The following is a 25018-nucleotide window of genomic DNA, read 5'->3' on the forward strand; positions in this document are numbered from 1 at the left end:
GGCTCAGCTTGCTTCAGGTTTAGTGATCAGTTCGAACAGCAGAACCGAGCGCCCTGTCACGGTATAAACCTGCTCCTGCTCAAACAACTCGGATTCCAGCGCCTCGCCGTCATCTGGCCGGTTAGTGTCCAGCAGCAGCTTCCATTCGTCGCCTTCCGCCTTCGGCAGCGTGAACTCCACCACATCGTGCCAGCTATTGAGGATGAGCAAGAGCGTAGCATCAGCGCCGCGACGCATGATACCGCTGGGCTGGGCCCGACCATCCAGCATGAGCCCGAAGCACTGCGCCAGCGACCATTCATCCTGCTGCATGTCACCACCGGACGCGCTGATCCAGGTCAGTTCCTTGACGTCGAGTTCAGGATTATAGGCCTCGGTCAGGAACCGGGCGCGACGCAGGATCGGGAAGCGTCGACGAAGCGCGAGAAGCCGCGTGGTGAACTTGGAAAGACGAGCCCCTCCTTCGCTGAGACGCCAATCAACCCAGGAGATGTCGTTATTCTGACAATAGGCATTGTTGTTGCCGCCCTGGGTTCTGCCGAACTCATCCCCCGCCACAATCATGGGGGTGCCTTGCGAGAAGATCAGGGTCGCCATCATGTTGCGGCACTGACGCCAGCGCACTTCGTTGATGGCTGCATCGTCCGTCTCACCCTCCACGCCGTAATTGCATGAGCGGTTATCCGACGTGCCGTCCTTGCCGTCCTCTCCATTCGCCTCGTTGTGCTTCTCGTTATACGAGACGCAGTCCCACAGCGTGAAGCCGTCATGAGCCGTGAGAAAATTGACACTGGCCCAGGCCTGACGACCCAGATGGTTGAACAGGTCAGGGCTGCCAAGCAGGCGCGGCGCCAGCACATCAGCCTTGGCCTCGCCGCGCCAGAAATCGCGCACCGTGTCACGGAACTTGTCGTTCCATTCGGCCCAGCCGGGAGGAAACTGGCCAACCTGGTACCCGCCGGGACCAATATCCCAGGGCTCGGCGATCATTTTGAGATGGGTAAGGGTCGGGTCCTGCTGGCAGATGCGCAGGAAGCCCGACTGACTGTCGAACCCGTCAACCTCGCGCGCGAGGATGGTCCCGAGATCGAAGCGGAAGCCATCCACACCGATTTCATTGGCCCAGTAGCGCAGACTATCAACAACAAACTGTAATGATGCAGTTTTTGTCAGGTTGAACGTATTACCAGTACCCGTATCATTAATATAGAATCTCTTATTGTCAGGCATGAGCCTGTAATACGTCGCGTTATCCAGCCCCTTGAAGGAGAGGGTCGGGCCGAGTTCGTTGCCTTCTGCGGTGTGGTTGTAAACCACGTCCATGACCACTTCGATGCCCGCCTCGTGGTAGGCGGCGACCATGCGACGTACTTCGGTCAGGGCATCATCCTGATCCGCAGCATAGCGCGTGTCGGGGGCAAAAAAGCCGATCGTGTTGTAGCCCCAGTAATTCGTAAGGCCCTTGTTCACCAGATACTCATCAGCGACGAAGCTCTGGATGGGCAGCAATTCGATTGTCGTGATGCCAAGCGATTTCAGGTGCTCGATCACATGGCGATTGGCCAGCCCTGCATAGGTGCCGCGCAGGCGCCGTGGAACGCGAGGATGATTGAGGGTGTAGCCCCGGACATGGGTTTCATACACCACCGTATCTGACCAGCGCGTACCCAGCGGGCGCAGGTTCTGAGCGGCAGGATCGGTAATCACGCATTTCGGGATGTAAGCTGCGCTGTCACGCTCATCGAAGCTCAGATCCTTGTCGGCATGGCCAATCTGGTAGCCGAAGAGTGCAGGATTCCATTCGATCTCGCCAAAATGCTCACGCGCATAGGGGTCGAGCAGGAGCTTGTTGGGGTTGAAGCGGTGACCGGCATCGGGCTCGTAAGGGCCATGCACACGCAGGCCGTAGAGCTGCCCCGGACGCAGGTCCGGCACCCAGCCGTGGAAAACCTGGTCTGTGTATTCCGGCAGGCGAATCCGGTCTGTTTCCTTCTCGCCGTTCTGGTCGAACAGGCAGATCTCGACCGCCTCGGCGTTGGCGGAGAATACGGCAAAATTGACGCCCTTACCGTCATAGACGGCGCCTCTCTCGGCGGGGCTTCCTTCCTTCAGGCGTTTCGCAAAAGAATCACTCATGAGTTTCTTTCCATCCTGACCCGTTAGACCGGCATTTTCCCTATCTGCACCCGGGTTCGAGGGGCCTAACGCTATGGAAAGGGAAAGTGCTGATAACATAAACGCGAGCGGTTAACGATTTCAGATGCGAAGCGTTTCACAAGTATTAGCATCCAAATGGCTCTGCAATTTCTTCCCGATTTCCCAGACGAGGCTCGCCATGCCGTCAGACCAGATCGTTACGCTTCCGACGGATTTGCAGCTGCTTTCCGTCACGGCAGAGATGTTTCCTTTCGTCAAAACCGGAGGGCTGGGCGATGTGGCGGCCTCGCTTCCCACTGCCCTGCGTCATCATGGCGTGCGCACCCGCACCATCCTGCCCGGCTATCCCGCAGTCATGAAGGCTCTGACACAAAAGGTGCAGGCCTATGTGTTCCACGACATGCTCGGCTATCGCGTCACCCTGTGGGAGGGAACAGCGCACGGGCATCATCTCTACGCAATCGAGTCGAGCGATCTCTACGATCGTGCGGGTGGCCCCTATCTGGGTCCGGACGGGCGGGACTGGCCCGACAACGACATGCGATTTGCCGTACTCTCCCGTGTTGCGGCCTGCATTGCCCAGGGTTGCCTTGCAAACTGGCAGCCGGACGTTGTCATGACCCATGACTGGCAGGCTGGATTGGTGAGCGCCTATCTGCGCTACGACAATCTGCCCGCACCACCGGTTGCCCATGTCATTCACAACATGGCGTTTCAGGGGCTCTTTCCCCGCGATCTTCTAGCGCGCATTGGTTTGCCCGACCATGCGTTTTCGGTCGATGGGGTCGAATTCTACGGCAAGCTCGGATATCTCAAGGCCGGTTTGCAGCTTGCAGACAAGCTCATAACTGTTTCACCCACCTATGCCGAGGAAATCCAGACGGCCGAAAACGGCATGGGTCTCGAGGGTCTGCTCAGCACGCGGGCGAATGACCTGCACGGCATTCTCAATGGCATCGATCTCCATGACTGGAACTCGCTGACCGATCCAGCGGTGATCTTCCCTTACGCGGTTGGCGACATCGCGGGCCGTCGTGCGAACAAGCGCGTGTTCCAGGCAGAGTTCGGCCTCCCACAGGACCCGAACGCCATGTTGCTGGGTATCGTGAGCCGTCTCACCCGTCAGAAAGGTGTGGATATCCTGGCCGAAATCGCGCCGCGTCTCTTCCAGGCCAATATCCAGCTCGCCGTCGTAGGCGTGGGTGACAATGACATCATGCAGGCTTTCCGGTCCCTGCAGCTGCGCTATCCGCGCCATCTCGTCTGCCATCTACGTTATGATGAGGTACTCGGCCACCGCCTGCACTCTGCGGTCGATGCCTCACTCATACCATCCCGCTTCGAGCCCTGCGGCCTGACGCAGCTTCATGCCCTCCGTTACGGCTCTGTGCCAATCGCTGCACGCGTGGGTGGCCTGACCGACACCATCGTGGACGCCAATGCCGCGGCCATCGAGGAAGGTGTGGCCAATGGCATCCTGTTCTCCCCAACCCAGGGCGATGCGTTGTATCGCGCAATCCGTCATGCTCAGAGGCTCTATCGCCAGAAATCAGTTTGGGCGCGTCTGCAACGCAATGGCTCGCTCCATGATGTGTCGTGGCATGGGAAAGCCGCCCATTATGCGCGACTGCTTCTCGAAATGGCCGGTCGCGCACCGGCCCGCCTGATTGGCGAAGGGGAGATCGCGCCTCGACTGAGCGATGTGGGCATACCGCTTGCCCCCAATACGTCTTTCACCCGCACAGCCAGAATGCCGCAGAGCCGACCACGCAACCCCGGTCTGGGCCGCACCGATCTGCCCCGTTTCGGAACCAGTGCCTGACCGCACGCATCCGTATCCAGCTTTGAATGGCTCGCGGGCCCGACAGCCCGTGAGCCTAACCGCTTGCACATTTTCCTGAGGCGAGATCGTCTTTTCCATGACCGATACAGAAACCATGCAGCCCGCCATCAGGGCCATCAAGCCTCAGGAGCAATCCCTGATCGACGAGATCGTCGAAGGGCGCGCTCATGATCCGTTTTCCTATCTTGGGCGCCATCGCGAAGGGCGTAACGGGGTCGTACGCGTGTTCTACCCTGACGCCGTCGAGGTCAGACTGCTGGCTGAACGCAAGAACAAGCCCCCGCTCGAAAAGAAAATGGACCGCATCGATGAGCGCGGCATCTACAAGGCGACCATAGCCGCGACCTCCACACGCTATAGCCTGCGCATTCTATGGGCAGATGGCTGGCAGGAAACGCACGACCCGTACAGCTTCGGCACGTTGATTGGCGATCTTGATCTCTATCTCTTCGCTGAGGGCAATCATCGCGATATCGACCGGATCATGGGCGCCCATATCTGTGAGATCGATGGCGTATCGGGTGTACGCTTCAGCGTCTGGGCACCCAATGCTCATCGCGTGTCGGTCATCGGCGATTTCAACATCTGGGATGGGCGTCGTCATGCCATGCGGCTGCGCCATAGCGCAGGCATATGGGAGCTGTTTGTTCCGGGCATCGGGTCTGGCGAGCGCTACAAATTCGAGATCATGGCGCAAGGCGGTGTCATTCTGCCCGCCAAAGCGGACCCCTATGCCCGTTATGCCGAGCTCCCCCCGGCCACAGCCTCCATTGTGGCCCCACCGCTCGAGCACGATTGGCAGGATCAGGACTGGATGGCACAGCGCGCGGCACGACAGTCGCTCGAGGCACCGATCTCGATTTATGAACTGCACGTGCCTTCATGGCAGCGCCTGAACAGCCCGACCGGCTATGTGAGCTGGAATGATCTGGGTGACAAGCTCATTCCTTATGTCACCGGGCTTGGCTTCACCCATATCGAGCTGATGCCGATCACGGAATACCCCTTTTCAGGCTCGTGGGGTTACCAGCCTCTGAGCATGTATGCGCCAACCTCGCGCCACGGAACGCCTGCCGAATTCGCGCGCTTTGTGGACCGCTGCCATCAGGCGGGGCTCGGTGTCATCATGGACTGGGTACCAGCGCATTTTCCGGCAGATGCCCACGGGCTGGCCCTGTTCGATGGCACGCATCTTTACGAGCACTCTGACCCGATGGAGGGCTACCATCAGGACTGGCACACGCTCATCTACAATTTCGGACGCACAGAGGTTCGCAATTTCCTGACCGGCAGTGCGCTCTACTGGTTGAGAAATTTTCATATCGACGGCCTGCGCGTCGATGCGGTGGCTTCCATGCTCTATCGCGATTACAGCCGCAAGGAAGGCGAGTGGCGTCCCAACGTCTATGGCGGCCGTGAAAATCTGGAGGCCGTGAATTTTATGCGCGAGCTCTCCGGAATCATACGCGATTACTGCCATGACGCCGCATTGATTGCCGAGGAGTCGACGGCCTGGCCGGGTGTGACCGCGCCTCCTGAGGTCGGTGGGCTGGGCTTTCGCTTCAAGTGGAATATGGGGTGGATGCACGATACGCTGCGCTACATGCAGCAGGATCCGCTATGGCGGCGCTATCATGGGTCAGACCTCACCTTTGGCATGGTCTATGCCTATACCGAGCATTTCATTTTGCCTCTCTCTCACGACGAGGTCGTGCACGGCAAAGGGTCCCTTCTGTCGCGCATGCCGGGTGATGACTGGCGGCGACATGCCAATCTGCGCGCCTATTACGCCCTGATGTGGGCCTATCCGGGCAAGAAGCTGCTCTTCATGGGCGGTGAGCTCGCCCAGTGGGAAGAGTGGCATAATGACCGTGAACTCGCCTGGAACCGTCTGCACGATCATCTTGGCAAGGGTATGCACGATACGGTCGGCCTATTGAACGCGGTCTATCGCGAGGAACGCGCGCTCAGCGCTCATGATTACCACCATGACGGTTTCAGATGGATCATCGCAGACGATACCGAAAATACGGTTTTCGCCTGGTTGCGTCAGGCCCCGGGGGCTAACCCTGTTCTCGTCGTGTGCAACATGACGCCAGTGGTCCACCACGAGTATCGCATCGGCGTGCCATGTGGTGGGGCATGGGTCGAACGCGTCAATACCGACCGCAGCGAGCTGGGTGGCTCTGGCGTGGTTCATGACAATCCCGTCATGGCGTCGCAAGAATTTGCTCATGGCATGGAACATTCACTCGTCCTGACGCTTCCTCCTCTCGCCGTTCTGTATCTCGTCCCCAAGCACGGCTGACCCTTCCCCAACCGGAGGCACCAATGCCAGAAGCGTATCTCTACCAGACCCGTTTTGGTGCCACCCCCCAGAGTGACGGAACAACACGTTTCGCGCTCTGGGCGCCGTCATGCGAGGCCGTCAGCCTCGAACTGGAAAACCAGGCGCCCATGCCCATGCAGGCCGAATCTGACGGTACGTTCACCCTGACAACGTCATGTCCGTCAGGTGCCCGCTATCGCTATCGCGTACGTGACGATCTTGCCGTTCCCGATCCGGCCAGCCGTAGCCAGCCGGATGGCGTGCATGGTCCGAGCGTGGTGACAGACCCGTCTTCCTATGTCTGGAAAACACGGAACTGGGCTGGCCGCCCCTGGGTCGAAGCTGTCATTTACGAGCTTCATGCCGGCTTGCTCGGCGGTTTCGATGGCGTGCGCGATCGTCTGGATGAGCTCAAGGCGCTGGGTATCACGGCCATCGAGATCATGCCCGTCAACAGCTTCGGCGGCACGCGCAACTGGGGGTATGATGGTGTCCTGCCCTATGCCCCGACGCAGGCCTATGGTGACCCTGACTCGCTGAAGCGGCTTATCGACACGGCTCATGCCAAAGGCATGATGGTGTTGCTGGATGTGGTCTATAACCATTTCGGCCCGGACGGGAATTTCCTGCACAACTACGCGGAAGCGTTTTTCGATCACGACAACAATTCCACCTGGGGGATTGGCATTGCCTTTGCCAAGCCCGAAGTGGCCGATTTCTTCATCGACAATGTGCTCTACTGGCTGATGGAATTCCGGTTTGACGGTGTGCGCATCGATGCAGCGTCAGCTATTACCGATCATGCGTGGTTCGGCAAGCTGCGCAAGCGCGTCACCGGGACAATCGAGCCCGGTCGCTACGTACATCTCATTCTAGAAAACGAAAACAACGACGCAGGCCTCCTTCGTGATGGGTATACCGCCCAATGGAATGATGACGGCCATAACGTACTGCATGTCATGCTCACGGGGGAGAAGGAGGGTTATTATGAAATGTTCGCCGATAACCCCACGCGCATACTTGCCCGCGTGCTGCATGAGGGATTTGCCTATCAGGGAGAGATGAACCCGTATTCGGGCAAGAAACGCGGCATGCCGAGCGGTGACCTGCCCGCAACCAAATTCATCCTGTTCCTGCAAAACCATGACCAGACCGGCAACCGTGCCATGGGTGAGCGTCTGATTTCACTCGCAGGGCCCGAGGCCCTCCATGCAGCCTATGCTCTTTTGCTGCTGAGCCCTATGGTCCCGATGCTGTTCATGGGGGAGGAATGGGGCTGCACCACACCCTTCCTATTCTTCTGCGATTTTCATGATGAACTGGCTGACGCCGTGCGTGAGGGCAGACGCAAGGAATTTGCCAAATTCGCCTCATTCCAGGATCCCGAAAAGCGCAAGACCATCCCTGACCCCAATGCGCTCTCGACCTTCGATCAGTCGCGCCCGGATCGTGATGAGCGCGCCACGCTGGATGGGCGTATCTGGCTTGACCGCACCCATAGTCTCCTCTCCCTGCGCAAACGCTTTCTTGTGCCAAGGCTCTCGAATGTGCACAGCCTCGATGCCAGCGTGATCGGCGACAAATCGATACTAGCGCGCTGGAAACTCGACGATGGATCAATCCTGTCGATCGCCATCAATCTTTCGGACCATGAAACCTGCAAGATTTCCGAACCTGCCACGCTCCTTTATAGCTCGGCAGCGCGACGCGCCGTAGAAGAACTGCCACCCGGCAGTCTGGTGGCCGGACTGGAGTGACGCGCATGACCTATCTCCCTCTGACAGCAACCCTGCGGCTGCAATTTCATCTTGAATTCACCCTGAATGACGCCATCCCGCTGGTTCCATATTTCAGAAAACTCGGGATCAGCCATGTCTATGCATCGCCGCTCCTGTCCTCCACCCCCGGCTCCATGCACGGCTATGACACGGTCGATTGCCACACGATCGACCCTGATCGTGGCGGTATTGAAGGGCTGAAGAATCTGGTTGCAGCGCTGCGTGACCAGGGCATGGGGCTTATCCTCGATATTGTCCCCAACCATATGGGAGTCGGCTGTGCCAACCACTGGTGGATGGATGTCCTGCGCCACGGGCGCGACAGCGCCTATGCCCAGCATTTCGACATCGACTGGTCACCAGCCAGCCCGGTGCTGCACAACAAGGTGCTGCTGCCTTTTCTCGGCGATCCCCTTGATGACACCATCAGGAGCGGTGATCTGAAAATCGCGCTTCATGAGGCGTCCAACCATCTCGCCATCCATTACGGCGATCAGTTCTATCCTTTATCCGCACAAAGCGAAGCCTCATTGCTTGCCGAGGCCGGAAGCGCAGGGGCATCGGCCATGACCGATGAGACCCTTGCGAAACTCAACGCGCTGATCACCCCTGACAGCAAAAGCGGGCGGGAGAGACTGGAAGCCCTGCTCGAGGCGCAGCACTACCGTCTGGCCTGGTGGCGCGTTGCAGGCGATCTGGTCAACTGGCGCCGGTTTTTCGATGTTACCTCTCTGGTGGCCCTGCGCATGGACCGCAAGGACGTGTTTGATGACGCGCATAAACTCGTCTTCGAGCTCTACCGTGATGGCCTGATTGACGGTTTGCGCGTGGATCACGTCGATGGCCTCGCTCGCCCGGCGGAATACTGCACGAGGCTTCGCGCCCGTCTGGACACCCTGCGGCGGGAACGCCCGGAAGGTCTGCGCGATCAGGCACCTTTCTTCATCGAGAAAATCCTTCAGAGGAACGAAATCCTGCCACTGGAATGGCCGGTTACGGGAACGACTGGCTACGATTTTCTCGAGCAGGTTGATCTTGCCCTTCATGACCCACGTGGCGAGGCACCACTGACCGAATTGTGGTCCGCTTACGGTCCGGCCGATTTTGAAACCGTTGAGCACGGGGCCCGGCATGAAAAACTCGACACTTCATTCGTGGGCGATTTCGAGGCGCTGACAGCGCGGCTTGCGGGGCAGTTCCCGTCGGGTCGTGACCTTACGCCGCACGCCATTGGCGTTGCCCTGCGCGCCCTTCTAACCGTCTTTCCGGTCTATCGCAGCTATTTCGCCGATGGTGGTGATTCCGGTGCCGATTTTCGCGCCATCGACAGGGCACGTCTCGCAGCGCAGCAGATTTTGCCCGTCTATCAGCACGAGATACTGGACCAGATTTGCCAGTACCTTGCCGATGCCCGTATCGACACGACGGAACGGCAGGATATTCTCGAACGCTTCGAGCATCTCACAGCGCCTCTCACGGCCAAGGCAGGTGAGGATACAGCGTTCTATCGCTATGCCCGCCTTCTCTCGCGTAACGATGTCGGTTGCAGCCCCGATCGGTTCGCAGCCCCTGTGAAGAGCTTTCACAGCATGAACATCGAGCGTCTGGCCAACCACCCCCAGGCACTTCTCACCACCGCAACGCATGACCACAAGCGCGGGGAAGATGGACGGGCTCGGCTCATGGTTCTCAGTGAGCCCGCGGCCAACTGGCCTGAAACGACGCGGCGCTGGCTGGACCAGAGTCAGGCTTTCCTTGAAAAGACTGCCCATGGTCCCTCACCCATATCGGCCGATGCCTATTTCATTTTCCAGACGCTGATTTCTTCCTGGCCCCTAAATGAGGCTGGTTTCAGCGATTACAGCGAACGTATCGACGCCTATCTGATCAAGGCGTTGCGCGAAGCCGGCAGCCAGACCGGGTGGAGCAATCCTGACGAGGCCTATGAAAAAGCCTGTCTGGATTTCGCCCATCGCTGCATGACCGGAGACTTTGGCAAAGGCCTGTCATCCTATGTCGAGCGCATCAGCCCGGCTGCTACGCTCAACAGCCTGTCACAGACCTTGCTGCGCATGACCAGCCCCGGTGTTCCTGACCTTTATCAGGGTCGTGAAACCTGGGATTTCAGCCTTGTCGATCCGGATAACCGCCGACCCGTCGATTATCCCACCCATCGGGCAATGCTCGATGAAGCCCTGCCCTTTTCCCAGAGCAGCGCCGGGTGGAAGAATGGCCGCATCAAGCAGGCATTGATCGAAACCGTTCTGTCTCTTCGCCTTGAGAACACAGATCTCTTTGCTTCTGGGCGCTATCTGCCACTCATTGCTACAGGCCCTCTGGCAGAGCATGTAATTGCCTTCCAGCGGCAAACGATGGAAGGCTCCTGTCTCATCATTGCGCCGCGGCTGACAATGGCGCTGGCGCCGGATGAAGGACTATGCATTCACCATCGCGGCCTGAGCGAAACGATGCTCCCTGTTCAGGGCGCCTGGCGCAGCCTGCTGCATGACGGTATTGCGCCAGAGGCGGGTACTTTCTCGCTGGGTTATCTCAATGGCCGCCCACCAATTGATATCCTGATCAATCGGGACTGATTTTCCGTGATGCGACAGGCTCGAACCATGACGCCTGTCGCCCACCTCTGGGCATACACATCCGTATCCCCGCAGGACGCCCTGCCGCGTGAGACTGGCGTCGGCAACCATGCGCAGGCGACTTTGCAAAACTACACTTGATTCAATGAGAGTCTCTCAAGCGCCACAAGCAGGACCAGGACGATGAATGAGTCCCTGAGCGGCGCAACCCGTTCTCTCCCGAAAACGTTACATCGCCCCATGAGCGAGGTGACGCGTGCATATACTTCACATTGCGCTGGGTGGCTGTCTCCGCGCGCCCCCGGTTACCTACGGAATTACGCCTGATACGGGCGGTCATATCGCTTATGTGCTTGAGGCAGCCAATGCACAGGCTGCCCATCCTGACGTTGATCATATCACAATCATTACGAGACGATTTCGCAATGAAACGCTTGGTCTGATCCACGATCAGGAAATCGAATGTGTTTCGGACAAGATCACGATCCAGCGCATCGGTGCTCCTGCCTCGCCATACCGCGAAAAAGATGCTGCCCTTGCAGACCTCCCTGCCCTGACCGAAGCCCTGCTGCGCCATGCGAGCCGCCCGGACCAGCATTACGACGCTATTCATGTGCATTTTGCCGATGCTGCCCAGCTTGGTCTCGCTCTTGCGCAAAAGCTGAATATTCCCGTCATCTACACACCCCATGCGCTAGGCATCGACAAATTGCAGGCGGGAGGGCACAATTGCCCGGCTTTGCACGCACGTATTGCCATGGAGCGAAGCGCCATCGCTCAGGCCGATGGCATCATCGTTTCAACCCGCGATGAAGCGAGCCACCAGATCCCCCGCTACGGCGTCGCGCTCAACCGCTCACGCCTTCGCCTGATCACACCCGGCGTTCCCACGCTCGATCCCGCACCCGCCGCACAAGGACGGGCCTTTATCTCGAGCCATCTGGCTCATCCTGATCGCCCCGTCATTCTGGCTATCGCCCGCGCTGTCGAGAAGAAGAACCTTGTCCTTCTAGCCCAGGCCTATGCCAATGATCCCGGCCTGCGCGAGCGCGCCAATCTGGTCATTCTCGCGGGGCAACATGCCGGCGTGCAACCCGGCACGGAAGAAGCCGGTGTAATTGCACAACTGCATCACATCCGTCATGCAGCGGGGCTGGAGGCGCAATTTGCTCTACCTGCTGCTCATGAGGCGCATAATGTTGCCAGCCTTTACCGGTTTGCGGCTCATACGAGAGGCGTTTTTGTCAATCCGGCGCGTCACGAACCCTTCGGTCTGACCCTGCTCGAAGCGGCCTCGGTCGGACTGCCCGTCCTTGCCACAAATCGGGGTGGTCCGGTCGATATCATCGCCAGACTGGGGCATGGCCTGCTTTTCTCCCCTAATTCATCAGACAGCCTGACGGAAAGCCTGAACCATCTGCTGTCATCGCCTGAACTATGGGCAAAGCTTTCAAGCGCAGCGACCAGACATCAGGCGCTTCTGGGCTGGGAAAACTACGCCGCAGACTCAGTCGCATTCTACCGCAAGCTTGGTCGCCAGCGCCAGCGCGTAGCACGCCCTGCACCGAGCAGGGTAGCAACATCTGTCTTGCCGTCGGGCAGCATCGCGCCATCGGCTCTTCCCTTGCCAGCGTTCTCCCAGCTGATTGACAGCGCAACCCAGTCGCAACTGTCAGGATACTCCGCATGACGCGCCCTATTGGTTATTTCGTGCATCATCAGGGTCGCGGTCATGCCGAGCGCTGCCTCGCGATCATCAACGCTCTACCCGATACGCGTCCGGTACGCATTTTCTGTGCCCGCGCCGATCTGTTTCCTGACCTGCCCGCCCATGTGAGCCTGATGGTCATTCCGTCGCTTTTCGAAGCGACCGGGGCGGAAAACGCGGCACTGGCAGATATGCCTACGCCCCGCACCCTGCATTGTGCGCCGCTTGGCTGGCCCGGCATACGGCAGGCTATGGGGCAGATAGTGGCGTGGTTTGTCGAGGCAGACCCGGCCCTGATGATTTGTGATGTTTCCGCCGAAATTGCCCAGCTTTGTCGCCTATGCAGTGTGCCGCATATCAAGATCCTGCAACATGGCGACCGTGACGACGAGGGCCATCAGGCTGCCTATGATGGCGCGGTCGGTCTGCTGGCACCGTTTTCGGCCCAGCTTGCGCAACCTGAATGGACGACCTCACGGCTACAGCAGATTTTCTTTGCAGGTGGCCTCGGCAAGCCCGAGATCCTGCCAGAAAAGGAAGTGGCCCGACAGCGCATCGGCATCGCCCCCGACAGGGAAATGATCCTTGTCATGACGGGCGGCGGCGGATCGGGTTTCACTCTGGCCCCCATCACGGTCGGCGCACGCCACCGCCCCGATGCCCTGTGGGTCACAATCGGCGCGCTGGAACGCGATTGGCACGCAACAGAGCCTGGCAATATTCTTCATCGCGAGTGGGTATCGAACGCGACAGACTATATCGCCGCGGCCGATTGCATCATTGCCAGCACAGGCAATACGACCTGCCAGCAAATTCTCGCCGCCGGCAAACCGTGGCTCGCCATTCCTGAATGGCGCTATTTCGATGAACAGCGTCGCAAGGCCGAGTGCCTCGAAGCCGCCCATATGGCCGTCATACGCCAGCACATGCCTGCCTCGGCGCTCGCCTGGGCAAAAGCGCTGGAAGAGACCTATTTGAACCATCGGCCCGGCATCCAGCGCAGCGCCATAGATGATCGTCCCGCCGAGGGTGTTGCGCACTGGCTTGAAACCCTGATTGCCCGCCTCTGGAATGAACCCCCTTCCACCATGACCGGCGCCACCGCGCATGAAAGCTTCCTGCCATGAACACGCTTTCGGTTCTGACTCTTGCCAAAGGGCGCGCCAGCCATCTGGCCAATATGATGATCGGTCTGTCGCGCCAGAGCGTCCAGCCTGACGAATTTATCGTTATCGTGATGCAGGATAAGCCCTATGAAAACCTGCCAGAGGTGGATTTTCCCGTGCGTCAGATCGTTGCCCCTGCCGGGGTGATGAATCTGTCTGCCGCGCGTAATCTTGCGGCGTCGGAAGCCATCGGTGAGGCTCTCGTATTTCTCGATATCGATTGTATCCCGGCACCGCATTGCCTGCGGGATTATCGCGATGCGCTGGAAACCTGCGACGGGCTGCTGATGGGTGAGGTCATGTACCTCCCCGCTGGGGTAAATGATGAAGGCTGGACCTACGCTGCTTTCGAAGCCGTCAGCGAGCGCCATTCCGACCGACGCGGGCCACCCGCTTATGGGGTGGAAGCCTGCCCGGATTATCGCTGCTTCTGGTCGCTCAATTTCGCTATTCGCGGGACACGCTTCGCGAGTTCAGGCGGGTTCGACGAAGGCTTTACCGGCTATGGCGGTGAGGACACGGATTTTGCCAAAGGTTTCACTCTCGCTGGCAATTCCCTGGCCTGGGTCAATGGCGCACGCGTCTATCATCAGCACCACACGCATCATATGCCGCCCGTTCACCATCTTGAGACGGTTGTTCGGAACGCCGAGATTTTCGAGAGCAAATGGGGCTACCGGACCATGGGCCACTGGCTTCACGCCTTCCGGCTCATGGGGCTGATCGATGACACGCCCGGACAGCCTATCCGTATCCTGCGTGCCCCCAATGCAGACGATCTGGCCCTGACAGGACAGCAGGCTCATCAGCCCTATGCCAATACGGCTTCGGTCATCAGAATTCTTGAGCAGCGTCAGGCAACACGTGAAGCCGCTTTCGCTGCGCTGCGACCGACTGAAACTGCCCCGCCCCTGCCAGTACCTCATGGCTCTTTACGCCCCGACGCGGTGAACCCTGTCGCCATCGCGGCTGAGTGACGGGTCGTCATCATGAACCGCCCGCTCCGCATTGCCCTGGTGGCGCATCCGCGCCACCCGATTGCCGAACCATTCAAGGGTGGGATGGAGGCGCATAGTTTTCATCTCGCGCGAGGCCTGATGGCGCGGGGGCATGACGTCACGCTTTTCGCTGCGGGTGACAGCGATCCCGCCTTTACGATCGATTCTTTGCTGCCTGTTCACTATGACCGCGACTACCCTTGGGAAAATACGAACCCCCATCCGGAGCTCTACACCGTTCTCGACAAGGCCTTTGGCGCGGCCCGCCACCGGATTTTTTCGGGACACTATGACATTGTTCACAACAACTCCCTCCATCGTTTTGTGATGCAGGAAGCAAAACGTACCGGCTTGCCTTGCGTGACGTCGCTGCATGTCCCGCCATTTGACGCCATACACGGCGTGGTGCGCGACACGCTGAGTGATACCCATCATGTCACAGTGACATCTGCCCGACAGAACATCTCATGGTGGGGGCAGGCCATCCCGCCCGAGAGCATGGTTGTGCATAACGGGATCGACATGGCCTGCTGGCCCTTCAGTGCCGCGGGAGGCGATCACGCTATCTGGTGCGGACGGATAACACGCAACAAGGGGCCGCATCTCGCCATTGCAGCCGCAAAACGCGCCAATATGTCGCTTCGTCTCTTCGGGTATCTGGAGGACAAAACCTATTTCGATCAGGAAATCGCACCTGAGTTGGGCGAGGCCATCACTTATGGCGGCGTTCTGGAAGGCGCCGCCCTGTCGAACGAGATGCAGCGGGCCGCGCTGTTGCTGTTCACGCCCTGTTGGGATGAGCCTTTTGGCCTGATTGCTGTCGAAGCCATGGCAAGCGGGTTGCCTGTGGCATCGTTCGATCAGGGTGCAGCAAGAGAGATTATCGGCGAGACAGCCGGACGTTATGCGGCACCGGGGGATGTTGACGGCCTTGCTCTGGCGATCCGGGAGGCTTCACGCATCGACAGGTCGCTTCCCCGGTACAGGGCAGAGGCTTTCTATAGCCGCGAGACGATGATCGACAATTACGAGGCGATCTATCGCCGCGTCATGGCCGCCTCATCATGCGTAAGAGAGGGTGAGCGCCCTTACGAGACGCTCATGTTGTAAACCGCGTACATGGCCCAGAACAACGTGGCGCCAAGAGCCCAGTAGTTGGTGTGAAAGTGGTCCTGCATGTCGACCGAGGTGCCCGCGATGGCCCAGGCGAGACAGACGTGGAACATGAGCACGCCGACCACCATGGCAATCATGCGGTAGCGCAGACGGCGCTGCGCCTTCGCTTCTCTTATTTCCAGCGACATGTTGGCGACATCTGCGGTCATTCTTACTCTCCCTGACGGAGAGGCGTCGACGGTGGAGCGAATATCCCCGGCGCCATCCCGTTGCTGGTTTTCCTGGAGAGGGCCACCCAGCCCCGCCGCGTATGGCAGGACCGGAACACCCTGTTGCCTGCTCGCACCATGACCGAAACTGACTGCAAATGCAAAATATTGTATGGACCTAAAGGCCATACAAAAGAAGCTATTGAACATTTTCGGGAGCATCATCTGATACAACACCGAACAATATACCGATCATTCAATGACAAACCATTGCGACAACCCTATACCATTGAGAACTTGCGGTTTTTCGCTCTCTTTTTCGTGAACGACAGAACGCACTATCTCGGTCACACGATATCGGAAAATCCGCTGGCGGGGCGATAATCCAGCACGGAGCGCAGATTGATAAGCGAGTCCCGCAGCCCGGAGAGGTCAGGGGCGCTTCCAAGCGCGATCCTCACCGCCGGGGGTGCATGCCCGGTGACCGCAAAGACAGAGCCGGGCACAAGAGCCAGCCCCTGCCGCCTCGCGAACGCTACGAAATCGGCACTGGTCCACCATTCTGGCAAAGGCAGCCATACATGAGGGCTGGGTGAACGGTCATGGAAATGATCGCTCATCACCTGCCGCAGCACATGATGGCGCTGGGTCAGTTCCTCGCGGATGCTGCGCAGGCATTGCTGGGCAATACCGGTCTCGATCCAGCGCGACACGAGCGCGTCCAGCAGGCCTGCCTTGGCCTGACAGATGGCCCGCACGCCCGAGGTAATGCGGCGGGTCATCTCCGCGCCGGGCAGGACGATATAAGCCGTGCGCAAACCGGGGCTGAGCACCTTGGACAAGGTGGCGACATAGATGACACGCGTCGGATCGAGCATCGCCAGCGTCGGCGGGGGCGCCTTGAGGAGGAGACTATAGGGATCGTCCTCGACAATCTGCACCTGATAGCGTCTGGCGATGCCAAGTATGGCCTCACGCCGGGCGACTGACCAGGTAGCAGTGGTCGGATTGTGCAGGGTCGGGGTGCAATAAAGATCCCGGGGCCTGTGCTGCGCGCAGAGTTCCTCGAGCGCCTCGGGGTTCATCCCCTCCTCATCATGGTCGACCCCAAGCAGCACATAGCCAAACTGGGCGGCAATCGACCTCATGCCCGGATAGGTCAGATAATCCGTGACAATCGCCTCACCCGGCCTGACGAGAGAACTCATGATGGCCGACAGCGCAACCTGGGCACCCGGCACAATCAGCAGTTCACCTGCCCGCCTGCGCCCCAGAACGGGAGCAAGCCAGTTGATCCCGAGCTGGCGATCCTGCTGCGTTCCGCCAGTCACGCGGTATGACATCAGGGACTGCACATCCTGATGGCGAAATATGGAGGCGATTTCGCCCTGTATCATGGCCTGTAGGGACGGGTCGCGGGGAAGAGGCGGTGAATTCATGGTGAGATCGATCACGCTGGCGCCGGTCTGACGCCACGAACCATCGCCCGCGTTGATCCTGACGAACGTACCGCGTCCGACCGTTGCATCGAGCAGGCCGCGCTTTTGCGCCTCGCCAATGGCGCGGGTTACCGTGCTGAGATTGGTGCCCAGACGGGCAGCCATCTCGCGCTGAGGGGGGAGCCTCTCACCCTCCTGCAAATCCCCCTTGCGGATCGCATGGGCAATACATTCGACCATGACAAGATAGAGCGCACCCGTCGCCCGGCTGAGCGCTGCTTTCCATTCATCGAGATAAGCTTCGCCTGCCATTTTCCGCCCCTGCCCCGCTATTCGCCATGCTGCATCAACTGGACCCGTTTCTACCCCCCAGGCGACAGCGCAGGAAGAGCCGACAGGTGCATGGAACGGGTCACCCAGAACAGGCAGGACGCCTGACCGTCGGCTGTGCATTATAACGATCCATGATAGTGATTAACGCATTTAACGTGATTCACCGTTGACAAAAAATATCATTCCATTCTGTTATGTCGATGTAACAACTATCGTTGGTTGTTGAATTCACGAAATTCAGTCCTGACGTAGGGATTTTGTCATGGTTTTCACAGAAATTTTTCGCGTTATTGCTCGAGATGCCGCGCAGCGCGACTGTGAAAGAGCCCCTGCGCATGACGCTGTTGCCGCTCTGGCTCAGGCCGGATTTGGTCGGTTGCGTCTGGACAAGGCGGTAGGCGGGGCAGGTTTGAGCCTGTCTCAAAGCTTCAGGGTCCTGCGAGACCTCGCCAGCGCGGACTCCAATATTCCACAGATTTTCCGGGCGCATTTTGCCTTTGTTGAAACACTGCGCGCCGGATTGCCGGATGCCGAACGGTGGCGCGGCCTGATACGCGAAAACCGGGTTCTGGGCGCGGCCATGGCCGAGCGCAACAACGAGACGAGCGTCACCACCCAGGTTACCGAGGCCCCTGAAGGACTGCGGCTGAACGGACGCAAATACTACTCGACCGGAACGCTCTATGCTGACTGGATTATTGTCTGGGCGGCTTTCGGGAGCGACAGGGTGCGCGTGCTCGTGCCTGCAGACGCCCCCGGCGTTACCCGTCTGGATGACTGGGACGGGTTTGGCCAACGCCTGACCGGCAGCGGCACCACGATTTTCGAGCAGGTTCCGCTGCAGCCCTGGCAGATTGTCGAACGCTCACCGTCTAACGCCCCGCCGAGCCAGCCTTTCCTTGGGGCCTATTACCAGCAATTCCACAACACGACCCTCGCAGGCATCGCCCAGGCCGTGCTGCGCGATGCGCTGGATTTTGTCCGCCCGCGCGAGCGGGTATTCGGCGTGCCGGGCAAGGTGGTCCAGAAGGATGACCCGATCGTGCAGAGCGTCGTGGGGCGTCTGTCCTCTCTTGCCTACTCGACCGCTGTGCTTGCCGATCGCGGGGCACAGGCGCTTGAGGAGATCGAGCCGCTCTTCCTTGCCGGGCAGCATGATGACGATGCCATCGAAAAGGCCCAGGAGGAAATCTTCAAAGCGCAGCAGATCATCGCACAGCAGACGCTGGAAGCTGCCACGACCCTGTTCGAAGTTGGCGGTGCCTCGGCCACTTCCGAAACACGGCGTCTCGATCGGCATTGGCGCAATGCCCGCACACTGGCCTCGCATAATCCCGCCGCACAGCGTCAGCGCGAACTGGGCGATGTGGCGCTCAACGGCACCAGATTATGGACCCCCTATCGCGACGGGCTGCGCCGCCTTGCGGCAGACGCGAACCGGGAGAACGCACCATGAGCCCTGCACCCCACCCCGATCGGCAGGGCGCGGCACCGCCCGGCAAACGCAAGACTCTTCACGTCAATCTGTTCGAGATGGCCTGCGTCAGTCACATCGTCCACGGCATGTGGCGCGAGGAACGCAACCAGCGCCATCGTTTCGGCGAGATGGCGTTCTGGCTTGAGACAGCCCGCAAGGCCGAGGCTGCGGGGATGGATGCCATCTTCCTGGCGGACGTGATCGGCATTTATGACCGGTTTGGCGGGCTCGATGCGTCGTTGCGTCTTGGTTTGCAGATTCCGAATCTCGATCCCCTTTCGCTCATTCCGGCAATGGCCGCCGTTACCACTACGCTCGGCTTTGCCGCGACATTTTCCACGACCTACGAACCACCTTTCGCCTTTGCGCGGCGCATGAGCACGCTCGACCTGCTGACGAATGGCCGCGTGGGCTGGAACGTCGTCACTTCCTACCTGCCCAATGCCGCACGCAATTTCGGCCTGGATGGCGAGCTGGAACATGACAGCCGCTACGACCGCGCCGATGAATATCTCGAAGTGCTCTACAAGCTCTGGGAAGGCAGTTGGGAGGAGGAGGCTGTCATTGCGGATCGCGAAGGTGATCGCTTCAGCGATCCCGCTCGTGTGCGCCACATCAATCATGACGGCACGCATTTCCGTGTCGAGGGGCCGCATCTTGTGCAGCCCACACCGCAGCGAACACCGGTTCTGTTTCAGGCCACCGGCTCGCCACGCGGGCTGAAAACGGCATCACGCCATGCCGAGGCCGTGTTCATTGGCGGTCGCACACAGGACGAGGTGCGCAACCATATTGCCCGCACCCGCGCAGCGGCCGCAGCAGAAGGGCGCGATCCCTCGGAGCTGAAATTCTATGTGATGGCCGGTCTCATTGCAGGCCGCACAACAGAGGAAGCCGAAGCCAAACTGGCGCGCTACCGGGCTCTGTATTCCGTGGAGGGCGCACTGGTCCATGCTCAGGCTGAAATCGACCTGCGACAGTTCGACCCGGCGCTTACCATCGGTCAGGCCCTTTCTCAAAGCGGGCGTGAGTTGGGCAATATGGGGCGTCGATTTGGTGCCGATCAGACAGTCGGTGCGGCGCTCGCGCAGATCGCAAGCTTTGACGAGGGGCGCTTTTTCATCGCCGGCACGCCGGAGCAGATTGCCGATGCCATCGAGACCTGGCTCGATGAGGACGGCATCGATGGCATCAATCTGCGGCAATATCACAGTCACGAAACGCTGGACGATTACGCCACCCTGATCGCGCCCGAATTGCGCCGCCGCGGAAGGCTGCCCCCCGCCCCGACAGAGGGTGAAACGCTGCGCCATCGCCTGACAGGGCGTGACCGCCTGCCCGACACCCATCCCGCCGCCGCCTATCGTAAGCCCCCGGCCTTCTGGGCCACCCCGCCAGCGTCCGACGCACATCCCATTAGCCCGTCCCCGCCAGCTCGGCGCACGCCAGAGCCCGCATCGCGACCACAGACCAGTCCACGGCAAGAGACCGTGCAGAAAGAAAGCGCCCTGCCATGACCCGCCCCCCTTTCTCCCTTCCGTTCGCACCGGTAGACAGCACCTCTTTCGGGGGGCGTTCAGGCGATGGTGGTGCAGCCCACACGACCCCGGACAAGATCAACGTCCTGTGGTTCCTGCCCACGCATGGTGACAGCCGTTATCTTGGCACCAGCGAGGGCGGTCGCGCGGTCGATCTGCCCTATTTGCAACAGATTGCCCGCGCCGCTGATTCGCTGGGCTATTATGGCGTGCTTCTGCCCACCGGGCGCAGCTGCGAGGATTCCTGGGTTGTTGCCTCCGCGCTGGTCACCTCGACCGAGCGTCTGAAATTCCTTGTGGCTGTGCGTCCGGGGCTCCAGTCACCCACGCTCGCCGCACGCATGACCTCGACGCTCGACCGCCTGTCCGGGGGGCGTCTGCTGATCAACGTCGTAACAGGGGGTGACCCGCGCGAGAATGGCGGCGATGGGCTGTTTCATGACCATCCCACGCGCTACGCCATTACCGACGAATTTCTGGATATCTATTCGCGCCTTCTGCGTGGCGAAACGATCGCCCATGAAGGGCCGCATTTCCGCATCGAGGATGGTCGGCTGCTCTTTCCGCCCCATCAGGAAAACGGCCCGCCGCTCTATTTCGGCGGTTCCTCCGATGTCGGGATCGATATTGCGGCAAGACGGGTACAGAAATACCTGACCTGGGGCGAGCCGCCCGCCCTTGTGCGCGAGAAGATCGCCCGAGTGCGCGAGGCTGCTGCCAAAGCGAGTCGCGAGGTCAGCTTTGGCATACGCTTTCACGTCATTGCCCGCGAGACGACGGCAGAGGCCTGGGCAGAGGCAGACCGGCTGATTTCGAAACTCGATGATGCCACCATTGCCGAGGCACAATCTGTTTTTGCGCGGCTTGATTCCGTGGGGCAGTCACGCATGAGCGCCCTGCATGGCGGCCGGCGTGACAAGCTCGAGATCAGCCCGAACCTCTGGGCCGGTGTCGGGCTGGTTCGCGGTGGCGCGGGAACGGCGCTTGTGGGCGATCCGGCCACCATTGCGGAGCGTATGGATGAATACCGCCGCGCAGGGTGCGACAGCTTCATTCTCTCGGGTTATCCGCATCTGGAGGAAGCCTATCGCTTCGGTGAACTTGTGCTGCCGCTCCTGCCTACCGCTCATCCCGTGCGTACGAAGCAGGCCAGCAGCAATATGGGCCCGTTTGGCGAAACCATAGCCGGAAGCCACAGGCCCGGACGGGTCGCGGCGTCATAATGGGCAGCGCATCCCCCTCCTACCCGGTCGCCATTATCGGCGGCGGCGCCTCAGGTGCGATGGTGGCCTATCACCTGCTCAGGCTGCGCCCTGACCTCGCCGCCGGCCAGGTGGCGATTATCGAGCCGCGTGCCCAGCTTGGCGCGGGGCTCGCTTATGGCACGCAGGACCCGCAGCACCGGATCAATGTGCCCGCGTCGCGCATGAGTCTCGATACCAGCGTGCCGGGAGATTTTCGCGCATGGCTCGATCTCGATGCCCTGTCCGCCACCGATCCTGACGCCTTTCTACCCTCGGGCGATCTCTACCCCTCACGGGCGCAGTTTGGCCGTTATGTCGCGGCCCGTCTCGCCCCCGAAATTACATTGGGGCGGTTGCGGCATATCCGCGCCGAGGCGCTCGATATCACGCGCGACAGGCTTTGGCGTATCGCTCTCAGCGATGGGCCGCCCATCCTGGCGGAACGGCTTGTTATCGCCCTGACCCATCCCGCACCCGCCCTGCCGGTGCCGCTCAGGGCGCTCGCCCACGACCGACGCGTGATTGCCAATCCGTGGCGTGACGATGCGCTGTCGCGCATCGGGGTGCAGGATCGCGTGGCCATTATCGGAACGGGCCTTACCATGGCCGATGTCGTGGCCAGCCTGACCGCTCGCGGCCATCACGGACCCATCGTTGCCTTCTCACGGCGTGGGCTACGACCGCGCGCTCATGCTGGCGAGGCCTCGGCGCTCTCGGAGCTCCTGCCCATTGCGCCGGCCCCGACCGCAACGGGCCTGCTGCGCCATGTGCGACAGGCACTATGCGATCATGCCGATCTCTCGTGGCACGAAGTGATTGATGCCGTGCGCAAGCAAGGGCTTGTTCTGTGGTCGGCACTCTCTCTTCCAGAACGTCGACGGCTGATACGTCACCTGCGCCCCTTCTGGGACGTGCATCGCTTCCGCATTGCCCCGCAGATCGACGCCATTCTGACACAGCGTCTGGCCGATAAAACGCTTAGCCTGCGGGCCGCTCGCCTCGTGAGTGCAGAAATCTCGGAAGGTGGTGTGCGCCTGCGCATCCAGCCCCGGGACGGAACAAAGATAGGGGAGCCCTCCTTTCCCCTTGTGGTGGATCACGTGATCAATACCACCGGCCCCGACCATGCAGGCATTGTCGCACATATGCCTGTGCTGCGGTCGCTCGCAGCACAGGGCGCCCTTGCCCCGGACCCGACCGGCCTTGGACTGCACACCAGCCTTGATCATCACGCGCTGTCTGATGGCCACAAGGTGGACTCCGTCCTTATTGCGGGTCCGTTGTCACGCGGCACCTTTGGCGAATTGATGGGCCTGCCCGAAGTGACCGAAAACGCGCAGTCGGTGGCCCGCCATCTCGCAGCCCTCCTCTCTCCTGCAACGCAACGTCTGCCCGATGAGGTCCGATCATGAGTGCCGCCCCCTCTCATGCGCCCGAACGCCCGATCATTCGCTCGGCCGATGATATTGCGGCCCTGATCAATCGCGGGCCGAGCGGCAAGGGTCATGCCAATATCATCGTGCTGCTGGCTTTGGGCGGCGTGTTTCTTGACGCCTATGACCTGACGACCCTCTCCTATGGCATTGGCGATGTGCAGAAGCATTTCGGCCTGTCCGGCTCACAAACCGGAATTGTAGCGGCCGCCATGAGCGCAGGAACAATTATTGGCAGTATCATGGGCGGATGGCTGACTGACCGTATCGGCCGCTACGCTGTATTCATGGCGGACATGGCATGCTTCGTGATTGCGGCCCTTGTTGCCGCTGCTGCACCAAGCGCGAGCATTCTCATCTTGGCCCGTTTTGCCATGGGGTTTGGCGTTGGTATGGATCTGCCCGTTGCCATGGCGTTTCTCTCCGAGTTCTCGAAGCTCTCGGGCAAGGGAAGCAAGGCCGGGCGGGCCGCCGCATGGTGCCCCACCTGGTATGCGGCCTCCTCAGCGTGCTTCATACTCGTGTTTGCGCTCAACGCCATTGTGCCAGCCAGCCACCCCGACTGGCTGTGGCGTGCCTCGCTGGGCTTTGGCGCGGTCCCTGCCCTGATCATCATTCTGGTGCGCAGCCGCTACATGAGTGAATCGCCGCTCTGGATTGCCCGCCACGGTGATCTGGAAAAAGCCGCCGCCATCCTGCGCGCCACACATGGGGTGGACCCAGTTCTGCATATCACGGTAGCGCCGCCGCGCCAGACGCCGCCCAGCCTGTTTGCCCTGCTGCGCAAGCCCCTGCTCAAGCGCACCACGCTTGTCATTGGCATGAAGATCGTGAGCGCCACCTCCTATGCAGCGATTGCCTTTGGTCTGCCGGGGCTTCTGTCGTCCATGCTGCACCTGCAACGCACCGAAGTGCTGGGTGTGTCCATCCTGCTCAATCTGGTCTTTGCCTTCAGTGGCGGCCTGCTTGGCGTCAGGTTGACCCGCAGCTTCGGATCGCGACCGATCACCCTCGCCGGTTATGCCATGCAGGTGGCGGGCATTCTACTGCTTGCCCTGACCGGCACGCCGCATAGTAGTCTGGGCATCGTGTCGGTGATGAGCGGTTTTGCCCTCTTCCTGTTCGCTCAGGGCTTCGGGCCAGGATGCCAGCAGATGGTCTATCCAACGCTCAGCTACCCGACCGAATTGCGCGGCACAGGCATCGGCTTCACCAACTTCGTAGCCGGATTCAGTGGCACACTGAGCATGTGGGCCCTGCCCACGCTCTATACAGCACTCGGTATGCAGATCTTCTGGGTCATCCTGATTGCCCCCTTGTTCGGCATTGCGCTGCATATGGCGCTTCGATGGGAGGTGTTCGGCTATGACGCCGATGCTGACCCGACCCTGTGTCATGCCCTGTATCGCACACGGGACGGAAACAGGGGGCAGACGCTCTGCCCCTCAAACCAGGCCCCGTGAGCGCCCCCTCTTTCACCCTCCGAGCATGAAGGGCTTCTCCCTCTGCGCCCGGACGATCCGCGACGTAATTCAACGATTATAAATGAGTGAAATAATGAACAACGAAAATATACCGTTTATCCCCTCACACGACCGATGTCCGCCTTCTCGCACGCTCTCCAGTTTATTCATCACCCTCCCCGGATATCGCCCT

Annotated in this window: 16 protein-coding genes; 13 read left to right on the plus strand and 3 right to left on the minus strand. The window is 60.2% G+C overall.

From position 1 onward, the window contains the following. Positions 1-3 precede the first annotated feature (3 nt). Positions 4-2136: a glycogen debranching protein GlgX gene (gene glgX, locus P5689_RS04550; RefSeq protein ID WP_035444546.1), complete on the minus strand. Its 2133-nt coding sequence runs from the start codon at positions 2134-2136 to the stop codon at positions 4-6. Positions 2137-2335: 199 nt separating this feature from the next. Between glgX and glgA the strand changes: the two genes are divergently transcribed. The 8 genes from glgA to P5689_RS04590 all read left to right on the plus strand — a co-directional run bounded on the left by glgA (position 2336) and on the right by P5689_RS04590 (position 15683). Beyond that, positions 2336-3979, plus strand: coding sequence for a glycogen synthase GlgA (gene glgA / locus P5689_RS04555; protein ID WP_051757798.1), 1644 nt, complete (start codon positions 2336-2338; stop codon positions 3977-3979). A 115-nt stretch (positions 3980-4094) separates the two neighbouring features. Continuing rightward, positions 4095-6308: a 1,4-alpha-glucan branching protein GlgB gene (gene glgB, locus P5689_RS04560; protein ID WP_051757811.1), complete on the plus strand. Its 2214-nt coding sequence runs from the start codon at positions 4095-4097 to the stop codon at positions 6306-6308. A gap of 23 nt (positions 6309-6331) precedes the next feature. Then, entirely contained in the window at positions 6332-8086 is a 1755-nt protein-coding gene (gene treZ / locus P5689_RS04565; protein WP_285532254.1) for a malto-oligosyltrehalose trehalohydrolase, read from the plus strand. 5 nt (positions 8087-8091) lie between these two features. Next, on the plus strand, positions 8092-10701 hold the full coding sequence (treY, locus tag P5689_RS04570; RefSeq protein WP_285532255.1) for a malto-oligosyltrehalose synthase: 2610 nt from the start codon (positions 8092-8094) through the stop codon (positions 10699-10701). 256 nt (positions 10702-10957) lie between these two features. Beyond that, positions 10958-12391 (plus strand): glycosyltransferase, encoded by a 1434-nt coding sequence (locus P5689_RS04575; protein WP_285532256.1) that lies wholly within the window; start codon positions 10958-10960, stop codon positions 12389-12391. Then, entirely contained in the window at positions 12388-13536 is a 1149-nt protein-coding gene (locus P5689_RS04580; protein WP_285532257.1) for a hypothetical protein, read from the plus strand. Before P5689_RS04575 ends, P5689_RS04580 begins: the two co-directional genes overlap by 4 nt. Then, complete coding sequence (locus P5689_RS04585) at positions 13533-14552, plus strand: galactosyltransferase-related protein (protein WP_285532258.1); 1020 nt, start codon at positions 13533-13535, stop codon at positions 14550-14552. The genes P5689_RS04580 and P5689_RS04585 overlap by 4 nt, the downstream gene beginning before the upstream one ends. Before the next feature lie 12 nt (positions 14553-14564). Further along, entirely contained in the window at positions 14565-15683 is a 1119-nt protein-coding gene (locus tag P5689_RS04590) for a glycosyltransferase (RefSeq protein WP_285532259.1), read from the plus strand. Here the strand turns inward: P5689_RS04590 and P5689_RS04595 are convergent. Then, positions 15662-15898 carry a hypothetical protein gene (locus P5689_RS04595; RefSeq protein WP_285532261.1) on the minus strand — a complete coding sequence of 79 codons (237 nt, stop codon included), beginning with the start codon at positions 15896-15898 and terminating at the stop codon, positions 15662-15664. The genes P5689_RS04590 and P5689_RS04595 overlap by 22 nt on opposite strands. A 347-nt stretch (positions 15899-16245) precedes the next feature. Then, on the minus strand, positions 16246-17649 hold the full coding sequence (locus tag P5689_RS04600; RefSeq protein WP_285532262.1) for a PLP-dependent aminotransferase family protein: 1404 nt from the start codon (positions 17647-17649) through the stop codon (positions 16246-16248). A gap of 283 nt (positions 17650-17932) precedes the next feature. Between P5689_RS04600 and P5689_RS04605 the strand changes: the two genes are divergently transcribed. The 5 genes from P5689_RS04605 (at position 17933) to P5689_RS04625 (ending at position 24825) form a co-directional block, all read left to right on the plus strand. Continuing rightward, positions 17933-19126, plus strand: coding sequence for an acyl-CoA dehydrogenase family protein (locus P5689_RS04605; RefSeq protein ID WP_285532263.1), 1194 nt, complete (start codon positions 17933-17935; stop codon positions 19124-19126). Positions 19127-19203: 77 nt separating this feature from the next. Continuing rightward, positions 19204-20664: an NtaA/DmoA family FMN-dependent monooxygenase gene (locus tag P5689_RS04610; protein WP_285533836.1), complete on the plus strand. Its 1461-nt coding sequence runs from the start codon at positions 19204-19206 to the stop codon at positions 20662-20664. Between the two features lie 98 nt (positions 20665-20762). Beyond that, on the plus strand, positions 20763-21908 hold the full coding sequence (gene ssuD, locus P5689_RS04615; RefSeq protein ID WP_336717316.1) for an FMNH2-dependent alkanesulfonate monooxygenase: 1146 nt from the start codon (positions 20763-20765) through the stop codon (positions 21906-21908). Beyond that, positions 21908-23341, plus strand: a complete 1434-nt coding sequence (locus P5689_RS04620; protein ID WP_285532265.1) for an FAD/NAD(P)-binding protein — start codon at positions 21908-21910, stop codon at positions 23339-23341. Before ssuD ends, P5689_RS04620 begins: the two co-directional genes overlap by 1 nt. Further along, on the plus strand, positions 23338-24825 hold the full coding sequence (locus tag P5689_RS04625; protein ID WP_285532266.1) for an MFS transporter: 1488 nt from the start codon (positions 23338-23340) through the stop codon (positions 24823-24825). Before P5689_RS04620 ends, P5689_RS04625 begins: the two co-directional genes overlap by 4 nt. Positions 24826-25018: the final 193 nt, after the last annotated feature.

This window comes from Asaia sp. HumB (genome assembly GCF_030263835.1).
Taxonomy (GTDB): domain Bacteria; phylum Pseudomonadota; class Alphaproteobacteria; order Acetobacterales; family Acetobacteraceae; genus Asaia; species Asaia bogorensis.

Bases quoted from the DNA above. Each gene is read 5' to 3' on its own strand.
- glgX (WP_035444546.1), bottom strand. From the start codon at position 2,136: ATGAGTGATTCTTTTGCGAAACGCCTGAAGGAAGGAAGCCCCGCCGAG.
- glgA (WP_051757798.1), top strand. From the start codon at position 2,336: ATGCCGTCAGACCAGATCGTTACGCTTCCGACGGATTTGCAGCTGCTT.
- glgB (WP_051757811.1), top strand. From the start codon at position 4,095: ATGCAGCCCGCCATCAGGGCCATCAAGCCTCAGGAGCAATCCCTGATC.
- treZ (WP_285532254.1), top strand. From the start codon at position 6,332: ATGCCAGAAGCGTATCTCTACCAGACCCGTTTTGGTGCCACCCCCCAG.
- treY (WP_285532255.1), top strand. From the start codon at position 8,092: ATGACCTATCTCCCTCTGACAGCAACCCTGCGGCTGCAATTTCATCTT.
- P5689_RS04580 (WP_285532257.1), top strand. From the start codon at position 12,388: ATGACGCGCCCTATTGGTTATTTCGTGCATCATCAGGGTCGCGGTCAT.
- P5689_RS04585 (WP_285532258.1), top strand. From the start codon at position 13,533: ATGAACACGCTTTCGGTTCTGACTCTTGCCAAAGGGCGCGCCAGCCAT.
- P5689_RS04590 (WP_285532259.1), top strand. From the start codon at position 14,565: ATGAACCGCCCGCTCCGCATTGCCCTGGTGGCGCATCCGCGCCACCCG.
- P5689_RS04595 (WP_285532261.1), bottom strand. From the start codon at position 15,898: ATGACCGCAGATGTCGCCAACATGTCGCTGGAAATAAGAGAAGCGAAG.
- P5689_RS04600 (WP_285532262.1), bottom strand. From the start codon at position 17,649: ATGGCAGGCGAAGCTTATCTCGATGAATGGAAAGCAGCGCTCAGCCGG.
- P5689_RS04605 (WP_285532263.1), top strand. From the start codon at position 17,933: ATGGTTTTCACAGAAATTTTTCGCGTTATTGCTCGAGATGCCGCGCAG.
- P5689_RS04610 (WP_285533836.1), top strand. From the start codon at position 19,204: ATGGCCTGCGTCAGTCACATCGTCCACGGCATGTGGCGCGAGGAACGC.
- P5689_RS04620 (WP_285532265.1), top strand. From the start codon at position 21,908: ATGGGCAGCGCATCCCCCTCCTACCCGGTCGCCATTATCGGCGGCGGC.
- P5689_RS04625 (WP_285532266.1), top strand. From the start codon at position 23,338: ATGAGTGCCGCCCCCTCTCATGCGCCCGAACGCCCGATCATTCGCTCG.